Source organism: Pseudooctadecabacter jejudonensis (assembly GCF_900172275.1).
In the GTDB taxonomy this organism is placed as follows: domain Bacteria; phylum Pseudomonadota; class Alphaproteobacteria; order Rhodobacterales; family Rhodobacteraceae; genus Octadecabacter; species Octadecabacter jejudonensis.
Map to the genome: position 1 here is coordinate 999,710 of NZ_FWFT01000001.1, position 23,973 is coordinate 1,023,682.

Sequence of the window (23,973 nt, forward strand, 5' to 3'; positions counted from 1 at the left end):
CCTCACCCCTTGGGCGCCCGTTTGGTCAGCCCCAGTTTGGTCCGCACCTCCTCTGGGCCGATGACTCGCGCGCCCAGGTTTTCGATGATCCCATGGGCGCGTTCCACAAGCTGGGCATTCGTGGCCAAAACCCCGCGATCCAGCATCAGGTTGTCCTCCAACCCCACGCGCACATTGCCCCCCGCCAGCACCGACGCCGCGACATAAGGCATCTGTGACCGCCCCAGACCAAAGGCCGAGAACGTCCAGTCGTCGGGCACATTGTTCACCATCGCCATAAAGGTGTTCAGGTCATCAGGCGCGCCCCAAGGCACCCCCATGCACAGCTGCACAAGGGCGTTAGGCTCCAATATGCCCTCCGCCACCAACTGCTTGGCAAACCACAAATGGCCCGTATCAAAGGCCTCAATCTCGGGCTTTACGCCAAGGTCTGTCATCATCTGCCCCATGGCCCGCAACATGCCCGGCGTGTTGGTCATGACGTAATCGGCCTCGGCAAAGTTCATGGTGCCGCAATCCAGTGTGCAGATCTCAGGCAGGCATTCGGCCACATGGGCCATCCGTTCGGTCGCCCCCACCATGTCGGTGCCCTCCACAACAGGCAAAGGGCTTTCCACGCCACCAAAAACGATGTCGCCGCCCATGCCCGCGGTCAGGTTCAACACCACATCCACATCCGCCGACCGGATGCGGTCCGTAACCTCTCGGTACAGCGCCAACGCCCGCGACGGCACACCGGTTTCGGGGTCGCGCACATGGCAATGCACCACAGCAGCCCCCGCCGATGCCGCATCAATCGCACTGTCTGCGATCTGTTGCGGAGACCGCGGCACATGCGGACTGCGGTCTTGCGTACTGCCCGAACCGGTCACAGCGGCGGTGATAAAAACCTCTCGGTTCATGGCAAGTGGCATGACGGCCTCCCTCATCTGATGTCACAGTCCCTCGGCGACCTTACCCCGACGCACTTGACACGCAAGCCTTCAAAGGCGACGTTCCGCCCCATGAAAACCGACGCCTGTACATTGTACTTTAGCACCGCCCCCTAACGGCGGCTGGTTTTCTGCACCCCTATGATTTGCAAACCAACCCCGCCGCACCGGCGTGGTAAGACATGCGCGGTTGCCGCCAAAGGACCAACCATGCCCCTCCCTGACCTCACCGTGCGCTGCGCCAAACCGTCCGACCTGCCCGATATCCTGTCCATGATCAAAGCGCTCAGCGCCTTTCACGGCGACACGGCATCCGTCACCCTATCCGCCCTGCAAGAGATTTTCTTCGGACCAGCAGACCAAGGCCACGCCCTCATCGCCTGCCAACATGGCACCCCCCTGGGCTACGCGGGCCTTACGCCCACAACGGTCCTGCACGAAGGCAAAATCCGCCTCGACATTCACCACCTCTACGTGAGCGAACCCGCCAGATCCCAAGGGGTCGGCACAGCCCTGATCGCCGCCGCCAAACGCCACGCCATCGCCAGCGGCGCCACACGGCTGACAATCGGAACCGACCCCGGAAATGCCACCGCCATCGCCGCCTACCGCGCCATGCCCGCCTTGAGCGAAATCACCGGCGCAGGCCCGCGCTTTGCCATCAATCTTGGCGCGCCCTAGGCTTCTTTGGGTCAAAAATACCTTCGCCGAAGGCCAGAGTTTTGCAAAAACTCTGAACCCAAAATCTGTCACAGATTTTGGCCCGCTCAATACGGCATCGGATGCGCGCGGTGGGCAAGGTCGATATCCTCGAGAACCTCCTCGCTCAGCTCAAGGTCCTTACCGGCCAGCAAATGGGACAGCTGATCACTGGTCGTGGCCCCAAAAATCGCACTGACCGCAAACGGGCGCGACCTTTGCCAAGCCATGGCCATATGCGCCAAATCAAGCCCGTGTTTGTCCGCCACCGCCGCATAGGCTTCAACCGCTTCATGTGCGCGGTCGGTGCGACGTCCGCCCAATGTGCCGCCGATATCCATCCGCGATCCGGCAGGCACCTGACCGCCGCGATACTTGCCGGTCAGCAAGCCTGCGCCCAAGGGCGAGAACGAAAAACACACCACGTCTTCGTTGTGCGACACCTCTGCCATATCCGTATCATACAGCCGGCACAGCAGCGAATATTCGTTCTGCACGGACGCCACCCGCGGCCCGCCCACCTGTTCGGCCACATCAATCCACTTGGTCGTGCCCCAGGCACTTTCGTTGCTCAACCCAAAGGCGCGGATCTTGCCCGCCTTTTGGGCCTGACCCAGCTTTTCCAAAATCCCCGCCATGTGATCCAAGGTCGCCGCACGGTCCTGACCGCGCGGATCAAACGTCCAGTTCTTGCGGAACATGTAAGACCCCCGCATCGGCCAATGCAGTTGGTAAAGGTCAATGTAGTCGGTGCCCAAACGCTGCAAATTGGCATCCAGAAGCGTCAAGATGTTGTCGGGGCTAAACCCTTCCCCGCCGCGCGCCATGGGCGTATCACCGGCAGCCTTGGTGGCGATCACAACCTCGTCGCGCCGCCCCGAACTGCGCAGCCAATCCGCAATGCACCGTTCCACATCGCCCACCGTTTCCGTGCGGATCGGGTTCACCGGATACATCTCAGCGGTGTCCAGAAAGTTGATCCCCGCCTCCAACGACATATCGATCTGGCGGTGCGCATCTTCGGCCGGGGTCTGACGGGTGTAGGTCATCGTGCCCAGGCACCAATCGCTGACCATGATCCCCGTGCGCCCCAATTCAATCCTCTTCATCCGCCAACCCTTTCGATGTGTCTATTTCGCCGTCAGCGTGACAATAGCGGGGCCGCATCGCTTCACAAGGGGCGAGGACGCTGTAGACTGGGGCCATGTCGGATGATCTGGACAAAATACTGCGCGACGAAGACCGTGAACGCGCCCGCATGGGGCTCCGCGATGTGGGCGTCTGGGGCGGTTGGGTCGTGCTGATCGGCACCGTGCTGGCCGTGGCAATTTTCGTGGCCAACGGATCCCAGAACACCCACCATGTGGTGGGCGTTGTTGAGCAATCGCTCCCCCCATCCGCGCCGGATGCAGGCACCGTACACCTGCGCGTCCTTGTTGACGGCACGCAGATCACCCTCGCCCTGCCCACCCAGATCGCCCCGCCAGACCCGGGCGACACGCTGTGTCTGCGCGCCGCCGACCACCGGCTGACGGGCCACAGATCCTACGTGAATGTCGACGACAGTTTTTGCAGCTGATCGCGCGCTTCGCCCTTGCTGATGTCGTTTCCCGCTAGACGCGCGCGGCTTTTGCGCGGCTTATGGGGACATGCGCCTGCTGTTGTCCTTTGCCGCCCTGTTCCTCTCTGCCCTGCTGTTGCAGCTGTCTTCAGGCGGGGTTGGCCCGCTGGATGCGCTCACGGGGTTGGACCAAGGCTTCACCCGGGGCGAGGTCGGCGTCTTGGGCTCAATGCATTTCTTAGGCTTCTTCATCGGCTGCTGGTGGGCCCCGCGGCTGATGGGCGACGTGGGCCACAGCCGCGCCTTTGCGGTCTTCACCTCCATGGGGGCGATTGGGCTTGCGGGGCACATCCTGATCATCGACGCCACGGTCTGGGCGTTTCTGCGCATCGGATCCGGCATCTGTATCGCAGGCTGCTACACCGTCATCGAAAGCTGGCTGCAAGCCAAAGTCACAAACGAAAACCGGGGCCGCGCCATGGGCACTTACCGTGTGGTGGACATGGGCGGTTCGCTGGTGGCGCAGCTTATGATCGGATCGCTTGCCTCTCTGGAAACCTATGTGGCCTATAATCTGCTGACGATCCTGTGTTGCGCCTCCCTTCTTCCCCTTGCGCTGACCCGCGTTCCCCAGCCCGAAACGCCCTCCGCCCCGCGCCTGCGCCCTGGCCTTGCATGGCATATGTCACCCCTCGCCGTGGTGGGCGTGCTGGTGGCGGCCCTGTCCAGCGCATCGTTCCGCATGGTGGGCCCGATCTACGGGCAAGAGGTCGGCCTGGCCGCCAGCCAGATCGGTCTGTTTTTGGCGGCATTCGTGGCAGGCGGCGCCATCGCGCAATATCCCACAGGCTGGCTGGCCGACAAATACGACCGCCGCTGGGTGCTGGTGTGGCTGTCGGTGGCCTCTGTGGTGTCCTGTGCGGTCACCGTGGCCTCTGCGGGAATGGGCACCGCGGGCATCATGGCGGCGGCTGCGTTCTTTGGGTTCACGACGTTTCCCGTGTATTCGGTCGCGGCCTCCCACGCCCATGACTTCGCAACCTCCGACCAACGGGTCGAGCTTTCCGCCGCGCTGATGTTCTTCTACGCCGCAGGCGCCATCGCCGCCCCCTGGGCCACATCGCGCCTGATTGACGCCTTCGGGCCGGGGGCGCTGTTCTACTTCATCTCGGCGGGCCATGTCGCACTGGTTGTCTACGGCCTCAGCCGTATGAAAGTTCGCGACACCCCCGAAGACCGGACCCCTTACGTCTACGCCCCGCGCACGTCCTTCACCATCGGTCGGTTGCTCAGACGGGCGCGGGACAGATAGTTACAGACCAGAGGTCGCGGCGATCGCAATGACACCGACACACACCAAGATGATCTGGCACAGCGCGTTTTGAACACTGCGCGACAGCGGAATGCGTCGCATACATGTTGCAATCAATAGCCCCAAGCAGACGATACACACACCAGACAACAGAACGACCAAACTCATCATTTCATACATCCTTTCAATAAAGTTGATGTATAAAATATCGTTTATTTTCAGATACTTATAAAGAAATCACGTCGTATCGACGGATTTACCCGGCACGGTAATCAAACCGCACGACCCGATACATCGATCCGCCTAATATCATCAGATAACAAAGTGTAGCGAGATAGAATTTGCTATGATACAGTCGCAGACGGGAAGGATTCCTTAATGGAATCAAACGACAGGCATTCGATACGAATTTATAACAAATTAACAGGGATCATACACTAAGACACCGCACCATAGGACATACCACTCAATCATACGATCAAATGGCAAATCCTGCGATTATGCAGGCTATAATTGCGTGTTCAAACGGATCGGAAACTAGGCTGCTAAATGGGACAGAACAATGACAACGCGAAAAAGCCGCTCGGAGAGCGGTTAAGCCACGCTTTGGATAGCGTGGAAAATGCGCGTGCATTGGTAACTGAACTCAACAAAACTGCCTCATCGCCTGACGTTCTTAAGCCGTCTGAACGCATATTGCTTAACAGTCTTCAGGCCGCGCTGCAAGGCCCGCCTGTGGATAACGGCACGCCTCCGCCTAACGTTGCAGCAAAGACTCCAGACAAGCTACCCCCTGAAAACACAGGAAAATCCAACGATATGCAGACAGCAAACCCCCGCCGGAAGGCCAATCCGAATTTTGACGCTTTGTTGATGATGGGCATCAAATACTCTGCCACACAAGGCCGTACCATCAGTCAGGACCAGCTGTTCCAACTGGGTCAAGCTTACGATGCAAATACCAAACGGGCCTCGATCATCGCGAAACTCAATCGTTGGAAGAATGAGAAAGATTTATTGAAGTGGACAAAACCGCAGATGATCGACCTTACCGAACTCGGACAGGCCGAAACCGCCGACCTTGAAAAGATGGCCGCCACCACTGGCGATCTGAACCGATTGAAAGCCCTAATCACAGACGTCCTCAAGATCACGCCCCACGTCTAACCCTCTGGTCCTACCCGCATTGGTCCGCTAAATGCCTTCGCAACACCCCGCGTGAAGGAACCGCACCCATGGCCCGCCACCTTATTACCTCCGCCATTCCCTACATCAACGGGATCAAGCACTTGGGCAACCTCGTGGGCAGCCAATTGCCTGCTGACCTCTATGCCCGCTACCTGCGCGGGCGCGGGCATGAGGTGCTGTTTCTGTGCGCCACCGACGAACACGGCACCCCCGCCGAACTCGCCGCCGCCAAAGCGGGCAAACCGGTTGAGGAGTATTGCGCCGAGATGTGGCAGGTGCAGGCAGATCTGGCCGAGGGGTTCGGGCTGTCCTTTGACCACTACGGGCGCTCCTCCTCGGATCAAAACCGCAAGCTGACCCAGCATTTCGCCGGTGTTCTGGCCGACAACGGCCTTATCGAAGAACGGTCCGAGGCGCAGATGTATTCCCACGCCGATGGCCGTTTCCTGCCCGACCGCTACATCGAAGGCACCTGCCCCAACTGCGCTTTTGAAGACGCGCGCGGGGACCAATGCGACAACTGCGGCAAGCTGCTGGACCCTGTTGACCTGATCGAACCCCACTCGACCATCTCAGGCTCCACCGACCTTGAGATGCGCGAGACCAAGCACCTTTACCTGCTGCAATCCAAGCTGAAAGACGACATCGACGCCTGGATCGACAGCCAAGACGGCTGGCCGGTCCTCACGACCTCCATCGCCAAGAAATGGCTGCATGACGGCGACGGGCTGCAAGACCGCGGCATCACGCGCGACCTCAGCTGGGGCGTGCCTGTCAAACGGGGCGACGAAGACTGGCCCGGCATGGAAGGCAAAGTCTTCTACGTCTGGTTCGATGCCCCCATCGAATACATCGCCTGCGCGCAGGAATGGGTCGATGCCGGAAAGGGTGACGATTGGGCCCGCTGGTGGCGCACCGACAAAGGCGCGGACGATGTGCGCTACACCCAGTTCATGGGCAAGGACAACGTGCCCTTCCACACCCTCAGCTTCCCCGCAACGATCATCGGCTCGGGGGAGCCTTGGAAGCGCGTCGATTACCTGAAATCCTTCAACTACCTGAACTATGACGGCGGCCAATTCAGCACCTCGCGCGGGCGCGGCGTGTTCATGGACCAAGCCTTGGACATCCTGCCCGCCGACTACTGGCGCTGGTGGCTGTTGTCCCGCGCGCCTGAAACGTCCGATTCCGAATTCACATGGGAGGCGTTCCAGACAGATGTAAACAAGGACCTTGCTGATGTGCTGGGCAATTTCGTCAGCCGCGTGACCAAGTTCTGTCGTTCCAAATTCAGTGAAGACGTCCCCGCAGGCGGCACATTTGGCGATGCGGAACACACCCTGATCGCCGATCTGCAAACCCGCCTCACCGCCTATGAAACCGCCATGGACAACATCGAAATCCGCAAAGCCGCGGCAGAGTTGCGCGCCATGTGGGCCGCGGGCAACGAATACCTTCAATCCGCCGCTCCCTGGGCCGTCTTCAAAGAGGACCCCGAGCAGGCCGCTGCCCAAATCCGCCTCGCCCTCAACCTGATCCGCATCTATGCCGTGCTGTCCGCGCCCTTTATCCCCACAGCATCGGCCAAGCTGCTGTCGGCGATGAACACCCTCGACACGGACTGGCCCTCGGACATGAAAAAGGCTGTCACGGCCTTGGGTGAAGGCCATGCCTTTACCGTGCCGGACAACCTTTTTGCGAAAATCACCGACGAACAGCGAGACGAGTGGTCTGCCCGGTTCGCCGGAAAACGCGACTAGCTCGCTGCGCGATCAATCCTCGGCGTCGGCGTCACCCTCGGCTGGCGCCGTGCCCGTCTCGGCGGCCTCATCCATGTCGTCATCAAGCGCGCGGTCAGCCTCAATGGCCTCTGGCGTGGCCTCCATATCATCTGCCTGCTCCATCACCGCTTCGGGCGTGCCATCCGGATCAGCTGCATCCCCTTCAACGGGCGGGGCGGCAAAGAAATAGACCCCCGCTGCAACGGCAGCCAAAACAGCAATGGTAATCCCGCCCAAGGATCCCCAATGACGTTTTTCTTGTTTCTCAAGGTTGGTTTGCGGCGCACTCATTGTCTTTCCTTTCGTTCGTTGCGGACCCAACGGCCTCAACGCGTGCAAAGTTCCACATCGAAAGCGAAGAACGATCCGCAAACGCCCCCCTTCGCCCCCGCTCCCAAGCGCTTAAGACGCAGACAGAACGCATTCCCCAGCGCCGCGTGTCAGAGGTCCGCAAATCCTGACTTAACAGCCTGCGCAATCATGGTAGAGTCAGGCCAAGACATACACACTGGGAGACTTCATCAATGCGTTCGATCCTTGCCTCAGCCCTTATCGCCCTCGCCGCCACCCCAACCCTCGCCGCGCAATGCGGCAACGACGGGTCGGGCTTTGCCGCGTGGAAACAGGCCTTCGCACAAGAGGCCGCAGCCGCCGGTGTGGGGCAGGCCGGGCTGAACGCACTGGCCAACGCGCAATATTCCACCTCCACCATCCGCGCCGACCGCAATCAGACCGGCGTGCGCTACGCATTGGATGATTTCATCCGCATCCGGCTTGGCAGCCTCGACAGCTTCGCCAGCCAGATGCGCCGCGAACGCGACCGCAACGCAAGCTTCTACGCCAACCTTGAACGGGCCTACGGCGTACCCGCAGGCATCTTGCTGGCGATCCACGGCATGGAAACCGGCTTTGGCCGCACCATGGGCAGCACGCCCGTGGTCGACAGCATCACCACCGTCGCCTACGACTGCCGCCGGTCCGATTTCTTCACGCCGCACGCCATTGCAGCCCTCGTATTGGTTGATCGCGGCGGGCTCAGTCCCAACCAACAGGGGGCAGCCCACGGCGAAATGGGCCACACCCAATTCCTGCCCGGCAACGCCCTGCGCTATGGTGTCGATGCCGACGGCAATGGCCGCGTCGATCTCTATTCCGTGGCCGACAGCCTCGCCTCAACGGCCAACTTCCTGCGCCAGAAAGGCTGGCAGCCCGGCCAGCCTTTCCAGGAAGGCACCGCCAACTTCCGCGTGCTGAACGACTGGAACGCGGCCACCGTCTACCAACAGGCCATCGCACTCAGCGCCGCCCGTTTGCAATAACCCGTGCCGCGCGGGGCAGACCGCCCCCTGCCCCGTTGCACCCTGTCTTCATCTGACCCGAAAAACTCCCGCCGGAGGCTCCGACCGCGCGTCTGCGCGATGATGTCGCTTATTTGGCGCCGCAAGCTCTCATCGTTTTCTTCAAAAACGACTGCTGCTTGCACCTTGGCGAAAACACCGTCGCTTTTGCGGCGCAAAAGCCAAATTGGTCGCACGAAAGACCTGCGCGCGTGGCTCCGCAAGCTCTCATCGTTTTCTTCAAAAACGACTGCCGCTTGCACCTTGGCGAAAACATCGTCGCTTTTGCGGCGCAAAAGCCAAATCGGTCGCACGAAAGACCTGTGCTCGTGGCTCCGCAAGCTCTCATCGTTTTCTTCAAAAACGACTGCCGCTTGCACCTTGGCGAAAACACCGTCGCTTTTGCGGCGCAAAAGCGACTTGGTACCCGCGGCCGGACTCGAACCGGCACGGCACTAAGGCCAAGGGATTTTAAGTCCCCAGTGTCTACCATTCCACCACGCGGGCACGTGGGTGCGCAGACCATAGGGAAATCGCGGGCGACGTCCAGTCAGATATCGCGCTCCAACGGGCCCTCCAGAAGGGCGCGCTCCGCCAGCCATGGGTTGATGTCCAAGGCCCGACGCAAAACCTCCTGCGCCTCGTCGCCGCGCCCCATCTCAATCAAGGTCAACGCTTTGCCGGTCAACGCTCCCAAATGCTGCGGGCGCAGGTCAATCGCGCGGTCTAGATCCACCAGTGCCGCCTCATAATCGCCCGACAAAAAAGCCGCAAACGCCCGTTGGTTGTACCCTTCAGCATATGCACCGCAATATGCGATCAATTCTGTCAGCGCCGCACGGCTCGCCCCCATGTCGCCCATCCGCAACAGCGCCATGCCCTCATCCAGCATGGACTGCGCCAAGGCATCGGGCGCATCCAACCAAATCTCCCACATCTGCGCGGCCAAACCGCGTGCGGCCTGCTCGTCGGGGGCCACCTGCAACTGCGCCACCAGCGCATCAATCTGGGGCGCAAAATCTGGCCCCACCGGACAATCCGCCGAAGCGTGGGATGCAAAAACAGGGACCAGCGCACAGGCCAATAGAAATCTACGTGTCATGGCCAAAAAGGTGGCGCAGCATCCCCGCAGGTCAAGCCAACCGCCCGTCAGGGGCTTTGCGGGTCCGTCACATCTTCTTTGACAGCTTGCATCGCCACATAGGTCGATGTGTTGGCCACATGGGGCAACGTCGAAATATGTTCAGCCAATACAATGCGGTAGGACGTCATCCCACTGGTCCGCACCTTCAAAAGGTAGTCAAACGCCCCGGCGATAAGATGGCACTGCTCAATCTCGGGGATGCGCCGCACGGCGGCATTGAACGCAGCCAGGGCCGCCTCTCGCGTGTCTGTCAGCTTCACCTCAACAAAGGCCACATGATCGCGGCCCAGCTGGATCGGATCAAACAGCGCGCGATACCCCTTGACCACGCCCGTCTCTTCCAGACGGCGCAGGCGCGCCTGCGTGGGCGATTTCGACAAACCAATCCGCCCCGCAAGCTCCGTCACCGTGATTCTGCCATCCACAGCAATCACATCCAGAATCTTGCGATCAAACGGATCAAGATCAAAAGGCTGATCGGCCAACCAAACCCCACTTTTCAAACCATCCGACTGTCATTTTTCAAAACAGCGGAAAAAAGACTGCATAAACATACGATATGCTAGCCATACGTCCCACACAAGACGTCTCCCATACGCAAAGGTGCTCTCATGGCCAAAGACACGACATTCCCCCTGCGCGCCGCCATCGACGCGGCCTATCTGGCAGACGAAGACACCACCGTCCGCCGCCTTGTGGACATGGCCGATCTGTCCCAGCATGACCGCATATCCATCGCCAAGGCGGGCGCGGATCTCGTCACCCGCATCCGCACCGCCGCCGATCCGGGGTTGATGGAGGTCTTTCTGGCCGAATACGGGCTGAGCACCGACGAAGGCGTGGCCCTCATGTGTCTGGCCGAAGCCCTGCTGCGCGTGCCCGACGCCGACACCATTGATGCGCTGATCGAAGACAAAATCGCGCCCTCTGATTGGGGCAAACATCTGGGTCAGTCTTCCTCCAGCCTTGTGAATGCCTCCACATGGGCGCTGATGCTCACCGGCCGCGTGCTGGATGATGACCGCGGCCTCGCCCAGCCCCTGCGCCGCGCGGTCAAACGTCTGGGCGAACCCGTGATCCGCAGCGCCGTCGCCCGCGCCATGCGCGAAATGGGGCGTCAGTTTGTACTGGGCGAAACCATCGACACCGCCATGACCCGCGCCGCTGGCATGGAAAAACTTGGCTTCACCTACAGCTATGACATGCTGGGCGAAGCCGCGCGCACCGATGCTGACGCCCGCGCCTATCATCTGGCCTATTCGCGTGCCATCTCCGCCATTGCCGCGCGCTGCACCCACGCCAGTGTTGCGGAAAACCCCGGCATCTCCGTCAAACTCAGCGCGCTGCATCCCCGGTACGAAGACACCCAACGTGACCGTGTCATGGCCGATCTTGTCCCGCGTCTGCGCTCGCTGGCCATGCTGGCCAAATCCGCGGGCCAGGGCTTCAACGTCGACGCAGAGGAGGCCGATCGCCTCGCCCTCTCCCTCGATGTGATCGAGGCCGTGGTCACGGACCCCGCCTTGAGCGGCTGGGACGGCTTCGGCGTTGTGGTACAGGCCTTCGGCCCCCGCACCAGCGCAACCATCGATTGGCTCGCGGATCTGGCCCGCCGCTCCGGTCGGCGCATCATGGTGCGTCTGGTCAAAGGCGCCTATTGGGATGCAGAGATCAAGCGCGCGCAGGTCCTCGGGCTGCCCGGCTTTCCCGTCTTCACCGCCAAAGCCCACACCGACGTCAGCTATATCGCCAACGCGCGCAAACTGCTGGGCCTCACGGATGTGCTCTATCCGCAATTTGCGACCCACAACGCCCACACCGTCGCGGCCATCCTGCACATGGCGCAAGACACGCCCAAAGATGCGTTTGAATTCCAACGTCTGCACGGCATGGGTGAGGCGTTGCACAAACTGGTCATGGCCGACAACGCCACCCGCTGCCGCATCTACGCCCCCGTGGGCGCCCATGAAGATCTGCTGGCCTACCTCGTTCGTCGCCTGCTGGAAAACGGCGCAAACTCCAGCTTCGTCAACCAGATCGTAGATGAAGACGTCCCCGCTGCAGTCGTTGCCGCCGATCCATTCGACCAGATCGGCACCACCCCCGACATCGCCACAGGCCCCGATCTCTTTGCGCCCCACCGCGCCAATGCCAAAGGCTGGGACATCACGCACCGGCCCACCCAAGACGCCATCGACACCGGTCGCAACGGGTTCAAGACCCACCAATGGCGCGCCACTCCCCTGCCTTCATCTGACCCAAAAAACTCAAATCCAACGGCGCAGCCCGTCCTGAACCCCGCCAATCCAGACGACACCGTGGGCCACATCACCTGCGCCACTCCAAAGGACGCGACCTCCGCCATCGCCCGCGCGACCCCCTGGGCGGTGCCCGCCCAGACCCGCGCCGCCCTTCTGCGCCAAATCGCCCATACCTTTGAAGATCACGCCGAAGAATTCTTCGCCCTCCTGCACCGCGAAGCCGGAAAAACCCTGCTCGACGCCGTGGGCGAAGTGCGCGAGGCCGTCGATTTCCTCCACTTCTATGCGGCCGAGGCTGAGGCCCAATCCCCCACCCCCCGTGGCCTCTGGACCTGCATCAGCCCGTGGAATTTCCCGCTGGCCATCTTCACGGGCCAAATCGCTGCCGCTCTGGCCGCGGGCAATGCCGTCTTGGCCAAACCTGCCGATCAAACCGGCCTCATCGCGCACCGCGCCGTGCAGCTTATGCATGCTGCCGGGGTGCCGCACACCGCCCTGCAGCTCCTGCCCGGGGGCCCCGACATCGGGGCCGCGCTTACCTCTGACGCACGGATCAATGGCGTGGCCTTCACGGGCTCCACCGCCACCGCGCTTAAAATCCGTGCCGCCATGGCCGACCACTGCGCGCCCGGCACGCCGCTGATTGCCGAAACCGGCGGGCTCAACGCCATGATCGTTGACAGCACCGCCCTGCCGGAACATGCCGTGCGCGACATCGTTCAATCGGCCTTTCAATCCGCAGGCCAACGCTGCTCCGCCCTGCGGTGTCTGTATGTCCAAGAGGACATCGCAGACACCGTCACCCAAATGCTCAAGGGTGCAATGGATGCGCTGCACATGGGCGACCCGTGGCATCTGTCCACGGACGTAGGCCCTGTGATTGATGACGCCGCCCGCGTCTCCATCCAGTCCCACATCGACACCGCCCGCGCCGAAGGCCGCCTGATCCACAGCCTGCCCGCGCCCGCCACGGGAACCTACGTGGCCCCAACCGTGCTGCGCGTCAACGGCATCGCAGACATCGAACGAGAGGTCTTCGGCCCCGTTTTGCACATCGCCACTTACCGCGCCGAGGATCTCGACCGCATCATCGACGACATCAACGCCACCGGCTACGGCCTTACATTCGGCCTGCACACCCGCATCGACGACCGCGTGCAACACATCGTGGATCGCATCGCGGCGGGCAATATTTACGTCAACCGCAATCAGATCGGCGCGGTCGTCGGCTCCCAACCCTTTGGCGGCGAGGGCCTGTCCGGCACTGGCCCCAAAGCTGGTGGCCCGATGTATCTGCCCCGCTTTGCCCATGCACTGGACACCCCATACAGGACCGCGCCCACCGTCGACTTGCCCGGCCCAACGGGCGAAAGCAACCGGCTCACCACCCACCCCCGCGGCCCCATTGCCTGCCTTGGCCCGGATGCTCAGGCGCAAGCCAAAGCGGTGCGCGCCTTGGGCGGGATAGCGGTGATACCGAACGGGGCATTGCCGCTCGATCCCGCTGCCCTCGAAACCCTCGATTGCGCAGGCGTGGTCTTTCACGGCGACGCGACCCTTGCGCGCCAATATGAACAGGCGCTGGCCCGCCGCGCAGGCGCCATCGTCCCACTCATCACCAACGACGTGGCACCCGTGCATGTGCTGCACGAACGCCACGTCTGCGTCGACACCACCGCCGCCGGTGGCAACGCCGCCCTTTTGGCCGAAGTCGGCAACGACACCGTTTTGACCAATGTCGGGGGCCACGCGACAGATTAACCGCTTGACCGTCCGTCCCCAAAGACGGACGGTCAGCGCATGTTTCCTATTCGCGATCACAACCCGTCCCGCCGCACGCCCTTCGTCACCTATCTGTTCATCGCGATCAACGTGGCTGTTTTCATCTGGCAATACAGCGGCCTGCACGACGTGCGCGCATCGAACCAGTTTCTTTATGACTATGCCTTCTGGCCCATCCTGTTTCAAAACGGCGAAGGACTGACCGGCTTTTTCACCCATATGTTCCTGCACGGCGGCTTTATGCATCTGGCCGGTAACATGCTGTTTTTGTGGATTTTCGGCGACAATATGGAGGACGAGCTGGGCCACTTGCCCTTCGCCCTCTTCTATGTGCTGTCGGGCTTTGCGGCCGCCTACATCCAGTATTTGCCGGACCCGTCATCGACCATTCCAATGGTCGGTGCATCGGGGGCCATTGCGGGGGTCATGGGTGGGTATCTGTTGATGTTCCCGAAGGCCAAGGTGGATGTGTTCATCTTCCTTGTGATCTTCATTCGCATCCTGCCCATCCCGTCGTTCATCGTGCTGGGCGTGTGGATGGCGCTGCAGGTCCTTAACGGATTGGGCAGTGACCTCAACGGCGGCGGCGTGGCCTATTGGGCGCATGTGGGGGGCTTTGCGGCGGGCTTCGTGATGGCCATCCCGCTGTGGCTCAGACGTGGGGCGATGGCCTTCTGGGATCGCACCCATGGCCACCCACCCCACCCTGAAACACGCTACCCCACGTCCAATGTCCCCCTGATCCGGCGGCGCCGATGACCCGCGTCAGCTGTCATTGCGGCGCGGTTGAACTGCGCGTAACCCTGTCCGAACCGCTGTCAAATGCGCGACGGTGCGATTGTTCGTTTTGTGCAAGACGCGGCGCTGCTGTGCTGTTCGTGGCCATAGGTGACCTTGAAATAGTGCAAGGCCAAGATGCGCTCACCTGCTACCAATGGAACACGATGCAAGAAGAACATTTCTTCTGCAAACACTGCGGCCTCTACACCCATCACCGCCACGCCGACCCCACCGCAGGCTACGCCGTGAACTTCGGCGCAATCGAAGGCGTGAACCCACGCGAATACGGCCAGCTGCCATGGCTCGACGGGCGGTCGTATCAGCCCGCCGATTATTCGGGGGACACCCGATGACCAAAGTCGCCTGCCATTGTGGCGCGGTTGAACTGCGCGTGACCCTGGCCGAACCCATCGCCCAAGGCCGCCGCTGTGACTGTTCGTTCTGCCGCAGGCGCGGGGTTCCAGCGGTCACCGTTAAGCGGCCCGATCTTGAGGTCGTCAAAGGCGCGGACAAACTCAGCGTTTACACATGGGGCACCGGCACCGCCAAACATCACTTCTGTTCGGTCTGCGGCATCTACACCCATCACCAACGTCGCTCAAACCCCAATGAATACGGGGTCAACATGGCCGCCATCGACGGCGTCCATCTGCCCGACTACGATCCAATCGGCTGGTTTGACGGTGTAAACCATCCCTCAGATGCGGGGTAAACCAGACTTTTCCAAAAGTCTGACATCAAAGTCTTTTCAAGACTTTGACGACCGTCGCACCAGCTTGGCGAACTGATCGAAAATAGGCTCGGCACCGGCGAGGATATGTCCGTCGCCCAGCAGATCTCCGCCCTCGAACAGCGGCTCTACGAACGCGCCCGCCTCTTGAGCGATGATGATGCCCGCCGCGATGTCCCAGGGTTTCAGATTGTATTCCCAAAACCCTTCAAAGCGCCCCGCGGCCAACCAGGCCAGATCCAACGACGCAGCCCCGTTGCGACGCATGCCGGAACACGCAGGCATCAAACGGGCCAAATCGCTCAGCATTTCGGGCAAATAACGCCCCCCATCCGGTGGCAGTCCGGCGGCGAACACGGCATCGGCCAGCCGATTGCGGCCTGACACGCGAATGCGCGTTTCGTTCATCCATGCGCCTTCGCCCTTTTCGGCAAAGAACAATTCATCCTTGGCCGCGTCGTACACGACACCCGCGACGATCTTGCCCTTGTGTTCCAACGCGATGGACACCGCCCAATGGGGCATCCCGTGCAGGTAATTCGTCGTTCCATCCAGCGGATCGACGATCCAACGACGCGTGGGATCCTCGCCTTCAATCTCGCCGCCCTCTTCGCCCAGAAACCCATAGGTCGGGCGGGCCTCCATCAGGGCCTCACGGATGATCTGTTCGGCATTGCGATCTGCACGGGTCACAAAATCCCCAGGACCCTTCTTGGAAACCTGCAGGTTTTCGACCTCCATGAAATCCTTGATCAAAGCACGGCCCGCACGACGCGCCGTCTTCATCATCACATTCATGTTCGCACTGGTCACCATGTCGGTCTCCTTTTCGCGGGACGTTCGAAAATCACGCCCCTTTATCGCTAGGGCGTATAGGCGAGGTGTGATAGACCGACAAGAGGTGGCAGTAGGCCGCATCCCCAACTCAGGCTGCATCTCCTGCGGGGGAACTTCGATTTAAGCCATCGATGGGAACAAACGGGAATAATTTCTGATGCTGAACTCCGCCGCTCAAGGCCTCAGACCCTATTTTGCAACCGTCGAATCTCTGGTTCTGCGCGACATGCACCTGAAAATCGCGGCCATTTTTCTGGGCTACGGGGTGATCATTTGGCAGGGCGCCGTCGGGGCTGTCCTCGGCGGTCTGACGCTCTTGCTGGTGCTTGAGGTGGTCATCTGGCGCATGTTTACGGGCGGCGCGGAATTCCGGTCGCTGGGAAAAACACAGATCTTGCAGGTTTCGCTGGTCATCACCACGACGAATGGCCTGCTCTATGCGATGCCTGCCCTGTTCATGGCGGCGTCTGCATCTTTGGCCATCAAGGTGTCGGGGGTCATCTGGGTGCTTGGCATCCAGATCTACGCCTTTAACACGTGGTCGCGGTTTGCCGCTTTTCTTTATGCGTTCTTGGTGCCGCTGGTCATCATGCTGGTGCTGACGGTGTTTCAGCTGGCCACCACGCCCCCCGTGGCCGGCACCATGACGGAATGGGCCGTGACGTTCTTGTGCGTCATCTTGCTGATCTATGCCTGCATCGAAAGCCTGCGCCACAGTGTGCAAACCGAAAAGGACCTGATCGCGGCGCGGGCGGAATCGGCCCGGCGGCTGGCACAATTGTCAGCACATCAGCGGCTGGACGGGCTGACGGGCTTGCTCAACCGGCCCGCCTTTGATGCCTCGCTGCACGCCATGCTCGAAGATCGGCTGCACTTGGGCGGGGACATCGCCGTTCTTCTGATCGATCTGGACAGCTTCAAACCCATCAACGACACCTACAGCCATGATGCAGGCGACCAAGTCTTGCAGCACACCGCCCAGCGCATCCAACGTCGCGTGGGGGAAAACGGTATCGTGGGGCGCATGGGCGGGGACGAATTCATCTGCGCGGTGTCTGACCTGCCAAACACAAAGGCCGCCGTCGATCTGGCAAAGGATCTGGCCGCCGCCATCGCCAGCCCCGTGCACTGGAACGACAAGGCCCTGCGCATCACCGCCAGCATTGGCCTTGCCGTCACAGGCGACAACCGGCAATCGCCAGATGCGGATGTGGCCGCGTTGTGCACCGCCGCCGATCAGGCGATGTTTGCAGCCAAAACCTCGGCCAATCGCGAACCGGTGCTGTTTGAGGCCGAACGCTTCGCCCCGCGGATGTCGACCGAGGAACGCCAAGCCCTGATTGAGGGCCTGTCAAACGGCACCGTCTGCCCCCACTACCAGCCCAAAATCGATCTGGGTTCGGGCCGGGTCATCGGGTTTGAGGCCTTGGCCAGATGGCACCACCCCGACGGAAGCCTCCGCCGTCCCAGCGAATTCATCAGCCAAATCGAAGAGCTCGGCCTGCAAGGCACTTTCATGACCCAAACCGCACGATTGGTGGTGAAAGACGTGCAAACCATGCTCGATCAAGGGCTTGATCCGGGTCAGGTGTCGTTCAATGTGCCCGAAATTGCCCTGGCAACGACCAGCGGTCGCAAGGATTTGCAAAATATCGTACTGGCGCACCCTCAGGTCGCCAAACACCTCACGTTTGAGATCACCGAAGACGTGTTCATCTCCCGCGCGGCGGAGGCCATCCAGACGTCAATTGCGCTCTTTCGCCAGATGGGCGTGCGCATTTCACTGGACGATTTCGGTACCGGCTTTGCCTCCTTTCATCACCTCAACCAACTCGACATTGATGAAATGAAAATCGACACAACCTTCGTAGCCGGTCTGGGCGTCAAACCCACGGCCGACGTTCTCGTGCGCGGCTTTCTCAACATCGCAGCGGGTCTGGGGGTCGATGTCATCGCCGAAGGGGTCGAGACAGACTATCAACGGCGCGAATTGATCAACATGGGCTGCACCACCGCGCAGGGGTTCTTGTTCAGCGCCACAATGGATGTGCAAGGCGCCATTCAAAAGTTGATCGATCAGACACCCGCCGCTTCGCGCTGAAGTTTCACAGCCTCTTGGCGGGCATGGCGCACCAGATGCGCCATATACGGCAGATCAACCTCATTATCGCGCACCGCCGCATAAAGCCTGCGGGTGATGCCCCCTTCGGTCAGCGGGCGCGTCACATAATCTGACCCATAGGTCGTCTGCCGCACCACCCAATCGGGCAGAACAGCCACCCCGCGATTGGACGCGACCAACAACAAGATCACCGCCGTCAACTCCACTTGGCGGACGTCCTTGGGCACGACTTTCGCAGGGGTCAACAGCTGAGAAAACACATCCAGCCGCGCGCGGTCCACAGGGTACGTGATCAGCGTCTCATCGCGGAAATCTTCGGCCGTCACAAAGGGCTTTTGCGCCAGCGGGTGCTGGCTTGCGGCGACAAAAACAGGCTCATAATCGAACAGCGGGATGAACGTGACACCCGGCATGTCCTCGGGGTCGGACGATACCACCAGATCTACCTCCTCCTTGCGCAGCGCAGGCAGCGCGTCAAACGCGAGGCCGGGGCGAATGTCCACATCCACGTCGGGCCAGGCCTTGCGGAACCCTTCGAGAACCGGAAACAGCCATTCAAAACAGGCGTGACACTCGATCGCGATGTGCATGCGGCCCGCGCGGCCCTGCACCAGCCCCGAAAACTCCGCCTCCAAGGCTGCGACCTCCGGCAGGATCCGGTTTGCCGCCGCCAACAGACGCATCCCCGCCGCGGACAATTTCAGGGGCTTGGATCTGCGCACAAACAGCTCAACCCCCGCTTGGTCTTCGATGCCCTTGATCTGATGGCTCAACGCGGATTGCGTGATGCCCAGCGTGTCCGCCGCCCGCGCCAACCCGCCCGTCTCATGGATCGCCTTGATCGTGCGCAGGTGTCGAAATTCGATATGCATATCAAAGAAACCTCATGTTCATCGTGAGAGTTATGAATTTGCTTCATCTATGACATGGACCGATATTGAGGCAAGACCAAATGGAGTTTCCCCATGCCTGCCCCGTCCGTATCCTTCGAATTCTTCCCGCCCAAATCCCTGCCCGCGTCGTTCCGTCTGTGGGATTGCGTGCAAACCCTGGCGCCCCTGCAGCCGCGTTTTGTATCGGTGACCTACGGGGCGGGCGGCACCACGCGCCAACTGACCCACGAAGCGGTTGAGGCTTTGACCAAAAACGCCGACCTGCCCGTGGCGGCCCACCTGACCTGCGTTGACGCCACCCGTGCCGAAACTCTGGCCATCGCGGACACCTACAAACAGGCAGGCGTGTCCCACATCGTGGCCCTGCGGGGTGATCCACCCAAGGGTGCCACCTCGTTTCAACCCAACCCTGATGGCTTTGCAGGCAGCATTGAACTGACGCGCGCACTGGCCGATCGCGGGTTCGACGTCACCGTAGGCGCCTATCCCGAAACCCACCCCGATGCGACGTCCCAACAGGCCTGTATCGACCACCTCAAGGCCAAGATCGACGCCGGTGCGACCCGCGCCATCACCCAGTTTTTCTTTGAGGCCGACACCTTCCTGCGCTTCCGCGACATCTGCGTCGCCGCAGGCATCGCAGCCCCCATCGTGCCCGGCATCCTGCCGGTCGAAAGCTGGACAGGTGTGCAGAAATTTGCGGCCCTTTGTGGCGCAACCATCCCCGCCCTGCTCCACGACGCCTTCGACAACGCCCAAGGCACAGACTCCGCCGATCTGATGGCCACCGCCCACGCGACGGAACTGTGTGATACCTTATGTTCCGAAGGGGTCGAGGATCTGCATTTCTACACCCTCAACAAACCCGAACTGACCCGTGATGTCTGCCACGCCCTTGGTGTGCTGCCCAAAATGGATCTTCAGAACGTCGCCTGACCGCGCGCGGATCAAGCCCGCGTCGCCTGCCCCGCGCCCGTGGGCTGGCCCGCGCGGCGGATGCTCACGCTGTCATGCACCCGCTCTGACCGGCAGACCCCTACGGGGCGGGCCCGGCGCGTCAAAAACAGCTTGGCCCATCCCCGCCATTTGCCCGTGGATGGGGCATGGGGATCGGTTTCAAACCGCGCGATTGCACCGTCGGGCAGGGGCAATCCGCAGGCGCTGAGCCTCTGTAGCATCCAAACCATCGACAAATTCGCCATTGGCCGCGCGGGTTCATACCCTTCAAGCTGGCCGCCCACATCCCCATGGGTGCCCGGAAACCAGACCTGTTCCATATGGCCCGCCCAATCTGGCGGGCAGGCCCACATCACCGGCGCATAGGCCACGCGGGTCTCATCGACCGCGAGCGCATGAAACCCGTTGCGCACGGATGCGCCCAGCGCGTGGTTGTGAAACGTATGGTCCTCTTTTGACCAGCGCCAGATCACCGGCAACCGCAGCCCCAAGGCCTTGACGGTGTCCCAGACGGCCACGGCCGCAATCTCAACCTCGCTGTGACACATCTTGCGCCGAAACGCCGCCGCAGCAGGGCCTTTCCCGCCCCGACGATAATGGCGATAGGCCAGTTGTACGTTGCGTTCGGTCGCCTGATCGGGGCGGATCAGCCCCACCATATCAATAACCCCCGCAAGGGACCGCACCGCATAGGCCCCGCGCGAATAGCCCGCCAGCACGATCTCATCGCCTGGCCGATACCGCGACGCCAAAGCGCCATAGGCGCGTTTGATCTGTCGATTGATGCCGCGCCCTTTCATCACGCCAACGGTGCCGCGCCAGTTTGTCCACTGGATGCCCTGCTCATAATAAACTGTCAGGTTTTCACGCGCGCCCGCCTCCAACAGCAACTTGTACAGACGGCCCGCATGGGTTTCGCACCCGTCCGACAAGGACGACATCGTCCCATCAAGGATCACCACATGGGTCGCGGGTCCGCGCGTCCGCGGGGGGCTTGGCTCAGGCGCGGGGGCGCGCCTGAACAGGGATCGCAGGACGTTAAGCAGCGGCCTGCCGCAGCATCTGCCACACCCGATGCGGCGTGAACGGCATCTGCACCTCGCGGATGCCCCGCGACCAGACGGCATCCTGCACCGCATTGGTGACAGCGGCCAACGCCCCCACCGTTCCGGCCTCCCCACAGCCTTTCATACCCATGGGGTTGTACAGGCTCGGCGTGGCTTCTGTGTCAAAATACATCATAGGCACATCATCGGCCCGCGGCATCCCGTAGTCCATAAAACTCGCCGTGAGCAATTGGCCATCCTCGTCGTACACAACCCGCTCTGTCAGGGCCTGTCCAAGGCCCTGAACCACGCCCCCATGGACCTGGCCCTCGGCCAGCATCGGATTGATAAGATTGCCAAAATCATCAATCACCGTGTAGCGTTCTACAGTCACGACGCCAGTCTCGGGATCAATCTCCACCTCTGCAACATGGGCGCCATTTGGGAAACTGCGGTTGTCCAGTTTGGTGCGTTTTGACACGCTGAGAAGGTCATCGCGGCCCGCGGCGCGCGCCATGTCCGCGACCTCCAGCATCGTCGGCGTCAGATTCGATCCGGCGATGCGGAAGCGTTCATCATCAAAGCCCACGTCGCTGGCGGGCACGCCTTCAGCGTCCGCCAGAAAGGCGGTGAACCCCTCCACCATCGCCGCGACCGTGGCCAAGGTGGCCGTGTTTTGCACCGTCACAGACCGCGACCCACCAGTGCCCCCGCCCTTGGCAATCAGGTCACTGTCGCCCTGCACCACGCGAATGCGGTCCGCCGGAATGCCGGTGTGATCGGCCAGAAACTGGGCGAACACGGTCTCATGGCCCTGCCCGTTGCTTTGCGTGCCCACATAAATTGCAACGCGGCCGTCCTCTTCGAAATCGACCCGTGCTGTCTCCGCCGGATCGCCCAGGATACTCTCGATGTAATAACACAGCCCCAATCCGCGCAGCTTGCCGCGGGCCGCGGCCTCATCGCGCCGCTCTTCGAAACCCGCGACCTTGGCCTCGGCCATCACGCGAGTCAAAACGCGGTCAAAATCCCCAACGTCATAGGGTTGGCCCGTGGCCGACGTATAAGGAAACTGATCGGGACGGATGAAATTGATGCGCCGCAGCTCAAACGGATCAACGCCCATCTCGCGGGCGGCGGCATCCATGGCCCGCTCCAGCACGAAAATCGCCTCCGGTCGGCCCGCCCCGCGATAGGCATCCACCTGAGTGGTGTTGGTATAAACGCCACGGGTGCGCATGTAGACCGCCTGCAGATCATACACGCCGGGCAAAACTTTGCTAAACAGTTCCGTCTGGATGGGTTGGGCGTATTCCGAATTATACGCGCCCATATTGGCAATCGTATCAACACGGTAGGCCACCAACCGGTGGTCCGCATCAAAGCCCAAGGTCGCGACAGAGTTCAGATCACGGCCCGCATTGTCGCTTTGCATCGCCTCGGACCGGTCCGACATCCACGCCACCGCACGCCCCAAGGCGCGCGCCGCATAGGCGGTCAGCAGGGTTTCTGGATAGTCCATCGCCTTCATGCCAAACCCGCCGCCAACATCGGGATTGGTCGCCCGCACCTGCGCCTTATCCAGCCCAAGCATCGCGGCCACTTTGTCCCGCGTCCCCCAAACGCCCTGCCCGTTGACCGACACATGCAACCTGTCCGCCCCCTCAGGTTCGGCATAACAGCCGCGCGGTTCCATCGAATTGACGATCACGCGGTTGTCGTCCACGGGCACTTTGATAACGTGGGCGGCCGTGTCCAAGGCCGCCGTCACCGCATCCTCATCCCCAAGCCCGAAATCAAAGGCGAGGTTGTCCGGCGCCTCCGCATGCAACATCTCGCCCCCCGGCTCCACCACGACGTGGGCTTCAAGATCGGCGATCTCAAGCTCGATCATCTCGGCCGCATCGCGGGCCTGCGCCAGTGTATCGGCCACAATAAAGGCAACCGGTTCGCCCACAAACCGCACACGGTCCCGCGCCAAGAGCGGGCGTTCAGGCTCTGCGCCTTTCGTCCCATCTCGGTTTGTCACGACGGTGGCCTGCAGGGCCACGCCCACGCCCGCAGCCTCAAGATCGCCAAGCGTAAGGACCATATGTACCCCGTCTGCCGCACGCGCGTCCGCGACATCCAAAGCCTCGATCACCCCATGGGCGATCGTTGACCGCAGGACATAAGCCCGCAACGCACCATCCGGGGCGATATCATCCACATATCGGCCATGACCCGTCAGAAAACGAATATCTTCAACCCGTTTCACAGACTGTGATTTGCCAAACTTTTCCATGAGCGCACCTCCGGTTTGTTTCAGCGGACCTTAGCCTGACCATATCGGACGTCCACCCCATAGATGGGCAAAGGCCCCAGCGATCCATCCCGCACCGAAGGCGCCCGACCCTACGGTTGGATTTTGCATATTTTTGAAACAGCGAAACAGGGCGGTGCGCCCCGCCCCCATGCTCAGCTCTGTCGACTGGTAGGACGGGGCGGCTTCGCCGTTTACGGCCATCGGCATGCCTGCCTGTACCGCCCCAGAACAATCCAATGATTTGGTTAAAGCGCCGTTACCCGTTTCGCTGTTTTCCAAATATGCAAATCCGACATCGCCCCTTTC

At 61.3% G+C, this 23,973-nt stretch carries 23 protein-coding genes and 1 tRNA gene; 13 read left to right on the plus strand and 11 right to left on the minus strand.

The window, feature by feature from the left end:
- Positions 1-2: 2 nt before the first annotated feature.
- On the minus strand, positions 3-914 hold the full coding sequence (locus PSJ8397_RS04820) for a BKACE family enzyme (RefSeq protein WP_085863380.1): 912 nt from the start codon (positions 912-914) through the stop codon (positions 3-5).
- A gap of 228 nt (positions 915-1,142) precedes the next feature.
- Here PSJ8397_RS04820 and PSJ8397_RS04825 point away from each other — a divergent pair, with 228 nt between their 5' ends.
- The gene (locus tag PSJ8397_RS04825; RefSeq protein WP_159453089.1) at positions 1,143-1,613 is read left to right on the plus strand and encodes a GNAT family N-acetyltransferase; all 471 of its coding nucleotides are present in this window, start codon (positions 1,143-1,145) and stop codon (positions 1,611-1,613) included.
- A gap of 86 nt (positions 1,614-1,699) precedes the next feature.
- Here PSJ8397_RS04825 and PSJ8397_RS04830 read toward each other — a convergent pair whose 3' ends face one another.
- A complete protein-coding gene (locus PSJ8397_RS04830) occupies positions 1,700-2,740 on the minus strand; it encodes an aldo/keto reductase (protein WP_085863382.1) in 1,041 nt (346 codons plus the stop codon).
- A gap of 95 nt (positions 2,741-2,835) precedes the next feature.
- Here PSJ8397_RS04830 and PSJ8397_RS04835 point away from each other — a divergent pair, with 95 nt between their 5' ends.
- Together PSJ8397_RS04835 and PSJ8397_RS04840 are read left to right on the plus strand one after the other, a co-directional pair.
- Entirely contained in the window at positions 2,836-3,210 is a 375-nt protein-coding gene (locus tag PSJ8397_RS04835) for a hypothetical protein (protein WP_085863383.1), read from the plus strand.
- 70 nt (positions 3,211-3,280) lie between these two features.
- Positions 3,281-4,504, plus strand: a complete 1,224-nt coding sequence (locus tag PSJ8397_RS04840; RefSeq protein ID WP_085863384.1) for an MFS transporter — start codon at positions 3,281-3,283, stop codon at positions 4,502-4,504.
- Here PSJ8397_RS04840 and PSJ8397_RS16995 read toward each other — a convergent pair whose 3' ends face one another.
- Positions 4,505-4,675 (minus strand): hypothetical protein, encoded by a 171-nt coding sequence (locus PSJ8397_RS16995; RefSeq protein ID WP_159453090.1) that lies wholly within the window; start codon positions 4,673-4,675, stop codon positions 4,505-4,507.
- 378 nt (positions 4,676-5,053) lie between these two features.
- On the opposite strand from PSJ8397_RS16995, the gene PSJ8397_RS16795 reads away from it, so the two are divergent.
- Together PSJ8397_RS16795 and metG are read left to right on the plus strand one after the other, a co-directional pair.
- The gene (locus PSJ8397_RS16795; protein ID WP_143515342.1) at positions 5,054-5,671 is read left to right on the plus strand and encodes a hypothetical protein; all 618 of its coding nucleotides are present in this window, start codon (positions 5,054-5,056) and stop codon (positions 5,669-5,671) included.
- A gap of 68 nt (positions 5,672-5,739) precedes the next feature.
- Positions 5,740-7,452: a methionine--tRNA ligase gene (metG, locus tag PSJ8397_RS04850; RefSeq protein ID WP_085863386.1), complete on the plus strand. Its 1,713-nt coding sequence runs from the start codon at positions 5,740-5,742 to the stop codon at positions 7,450-7,452.
- Between the two features lie 12 nt (positions 7,453-7,464).
- Here metG and PSJ8397_RS04855 read toward each other — a convergent pair whose 3' ends face one another.
- Positions 7,465-7,764 carry a hypothetical protein gene (locus tag PSJ8397_RS04855; RefSeq protein WP_085863387.1) on the minus strand — a complete coding sequence of 100 codons (300 nt, stop codon included), beginning with the start codon at positions 7,762-7,764 and terminating at the stop codon, positions 7,465-7,467.
- A gap of 233 nt (positions 7,765-7,997) precedes the next feature.
- On the opposite strand from PSJ8397_RS04855, the gene PSJ8397_RS04860 reads away from it, so the two are divergent.
- Together PSJ8397_RS04860 and PSJ8397_RS16800 are read left to right on the plus strand one after the other, a co-directional pair.
- Complete coding sequence (locus tag PSJ8397_RS04860; RefSeq protein ID WP_085863388.1) at positions 7,998-8,792, plus strand: lytic murein transglycosylase; 795 nt, start codon at positions 7,998-8,000, stop codon at positions 8,790-8,792.
- A gap of 99 nt (positions 8,793-8,891) precedes the next feature.
- Entirely contained in the window at positions 8,892-9,269 is a 378-nt protein-coding gene (locus PSJ8397_RS16800) for a hypothetical protein (RefSeq protein WP_143515343.1), read from the plus strand.
- On the opposite strand, the gene PSJ8397_RS04870 is transcribed toward PSJ8397_RS16800, so the two are convergent.
- The 3 genes from PSJ8397_RS04870 to PSJ8397_RS04880 all read right to left on the minus strand — a co-directional run bounded on the left by PSJ8397_RS04870 (position 9,232) and on the right by PSJ8397_RS04880 (position 10,439).
- Positions 9,232-9,317 (minus strand) — tRNA-Leu (locus PSJ8397_RS04870). The two genes, PSJ8397_RS16800 and PSJ8397_RS04870, sit on opposite strands and share 38 nt — an antisense overlap.
- Before the next feature lie 43 nt (positions 9,318-9,360).
- Entirely contained in the window at positions 9,361-9,912 is a 552-nt protein-coding gene (locus PSJ8397_RS04875; protein ID WP_085863390.1) for a tetratricopeptide repeat protein, read from the minus strand.
- A gap of 47 nt (positions 9,913-9,959) precedes the next feature.
- Complete coding sequence (locus PSJ8397_RS04880; RefSeq protein ID WP_085863508.1) at positions 9,960-10,439, minus strand: Lrp/AsnC family transcriptional regulator; 480 nt, start codon at positions 10,437-10,439, stop codon at positions 9,960-9,962.
- Positions 10,440-10,565: 126 nt separating this feature from the next.
- On the opposite strand from PSJ8397_RS04880, the gene putA reads away from it, so the two are divergent.
- Genes putA through PSJ8397_RS04900 form a run of 4 tightly spaced genes read left to right on the plus strand, consistent with a single transcriptional unit; the run spans position 10,566 to position 15,489 of the window.
- Entirely contained in the window at positions 10,566-13,976 is a 3,411-nt protein-coding gene (putA, locus tag PSJ8397_RS04885; RefSeq protein WP_085863391.1) for a bifunctional proline dehydrogenase/L-glutamate gamma-semialdehyde dehydrogenase PutA, read from the plus strand.
- Positions 13,977-14,015: 39 nt separating this feature from the next.
- Positions 14,016-14,756 carry a rhomboid family intramembrane serine protease gene (locus PSJ8397_RS04890; protein WP_085863392.1) on the plus strand — a complete coding sequence of 247 codons (741 nt, stop codon included), beginning with the start codon at positions 14,016-14,018 and terminating at the stop codon, positions 14,754-14,756.
- Positions 14,753-15,130, plus strand: a complete 378-nt coding sequence (locus PSJ8397_RS04895; protein ID WP_085863393.1) for a GFA family protein — start codon at positions 14,753-14,755, stop codon at positions 15,128-15,130. Before PSJ8397_RS04890 ends, PSJ8397_RS04895 begins: the two co-directional genes overlap by 4 nt.
- A complete protein-coding gene (locus PSJ8397_RS04900; RefSeq protein WP_085863394.1) occupies positions 15,127-15,489 on the plus strand; it encodes a GFA family protein in 363 nt (120 codons plus the stop codon). The genes PSJ8397_RS04895 and PSJ8397_RS04900 overlap by 4 nt, the downstream gene beginning before the upstream one ends.
- Before the next feature lie 36 nt (positions 15,490-15,525).
- On the opposite strand, the gene PSJ8397_RS04905 is transcribed toward PSJ8397_RS04900, so the two are convergent.
- The gene (locus PSJ8397_RS04905) at positions 15,526-16,323 is read right to left on the minus strand and encodes an inositol monophosphatase family protein (RefSeq protein WP_085863395.1); all 798 of its coding nucleotides are present in this window, start codon (positions 16,321-16,323) and stop codon (positions 15,526-15,528) included.
- 247 nt (positions 16,324-16,570) lie between these two features.
- Here PSJ8397_RS04905 and PSJ8397_RS04910 point away from each other — a divergent pair, with 247 nt between their 5' ends.
- Complete coding sequence (locus PSJ8397_RS04910; protein ID WP_159453091.1) at positions 16,571-18,445, plus strand: putative bifunctional diguanylate cyclase/phosphodiesterase; 1,875 nt, start codon at positions 16,571-16,573, stop codon at positions 18,443-18,445.
- Here the strand turns inward: PSJ8397_RS04910 and PSJ8397_RS04915 are convergent.
- Positions 18,421-19,338: a LysR family transcriptional regulator gene (locus tag PSJ8397_RS04915; protein ID WP_085863397.1), complete on the minus strand. Its 918-nt coding sequence runs from the start codon at positions 19,336-19,338 to the stop codon at positions 18,421-18,423. The two genes, PSJ8397_RS04910 and PSJ8397_RS04915, sit on opposite strands and share 25 nt — an antisense overlap.
- 93 nt (positions 19,339-19,431) lie before the next feature.
- Between PSJ8397_RS04915 and metF the strand changes: the two genes are divergently transcribed.
- Complete coding sequence (gene metF / locus PSJ8397_RS04920) at positions 19,432-20,295, plus strand: methylenetetrahydrofolate reductase [NAD(P)H] (protein WP_085863398.1); 864 nt, start codon at positions 19,432-19,434, stop codon at positions 20,293-20,295.
- Positions 20,296-20,306: 11 nt separating this feature from the next.
- Here metF and PSJ8397_RS04925 read toward each other — a convergent pair whose 3' ends face one another.
- Together PSJ8397_RS04925 and PSJ8397_RS04930 are read right to left on the minus strand one after the other, a co-directional pair.
- Positions 20,307-21,362 carry a DUF2235 domain-containing protein gene (locus tag PSJ8397_RS04925; protein ID WP_407691737.1) on the minus strand — a complete coding sequence of 352 codons (1,056 nt, stop codon included), beginning with the start codon at positions 21,360-21,362 and terminating at the stop codon, positions 20,307-20,309.
- Positions 21,355-23,646: a xanthine dehydrogenase family protein molybdopterin-binding subunit gene (locus PSJ8397_RS04930; protein WP_085863400.1), complete on the minus strand. Its 2,292-nt coding sequence runs from the start codon at positions 23,644-23,646 to the stop codon at positions 21,355-21,357. Before PSJ8397_RS04930 ends, PSJ8397_RS04925 begins: the two co-directional genes overlap by 8 nt.
- Positions 23,647-23,973 lie beyond the last annotated feature (327 nt).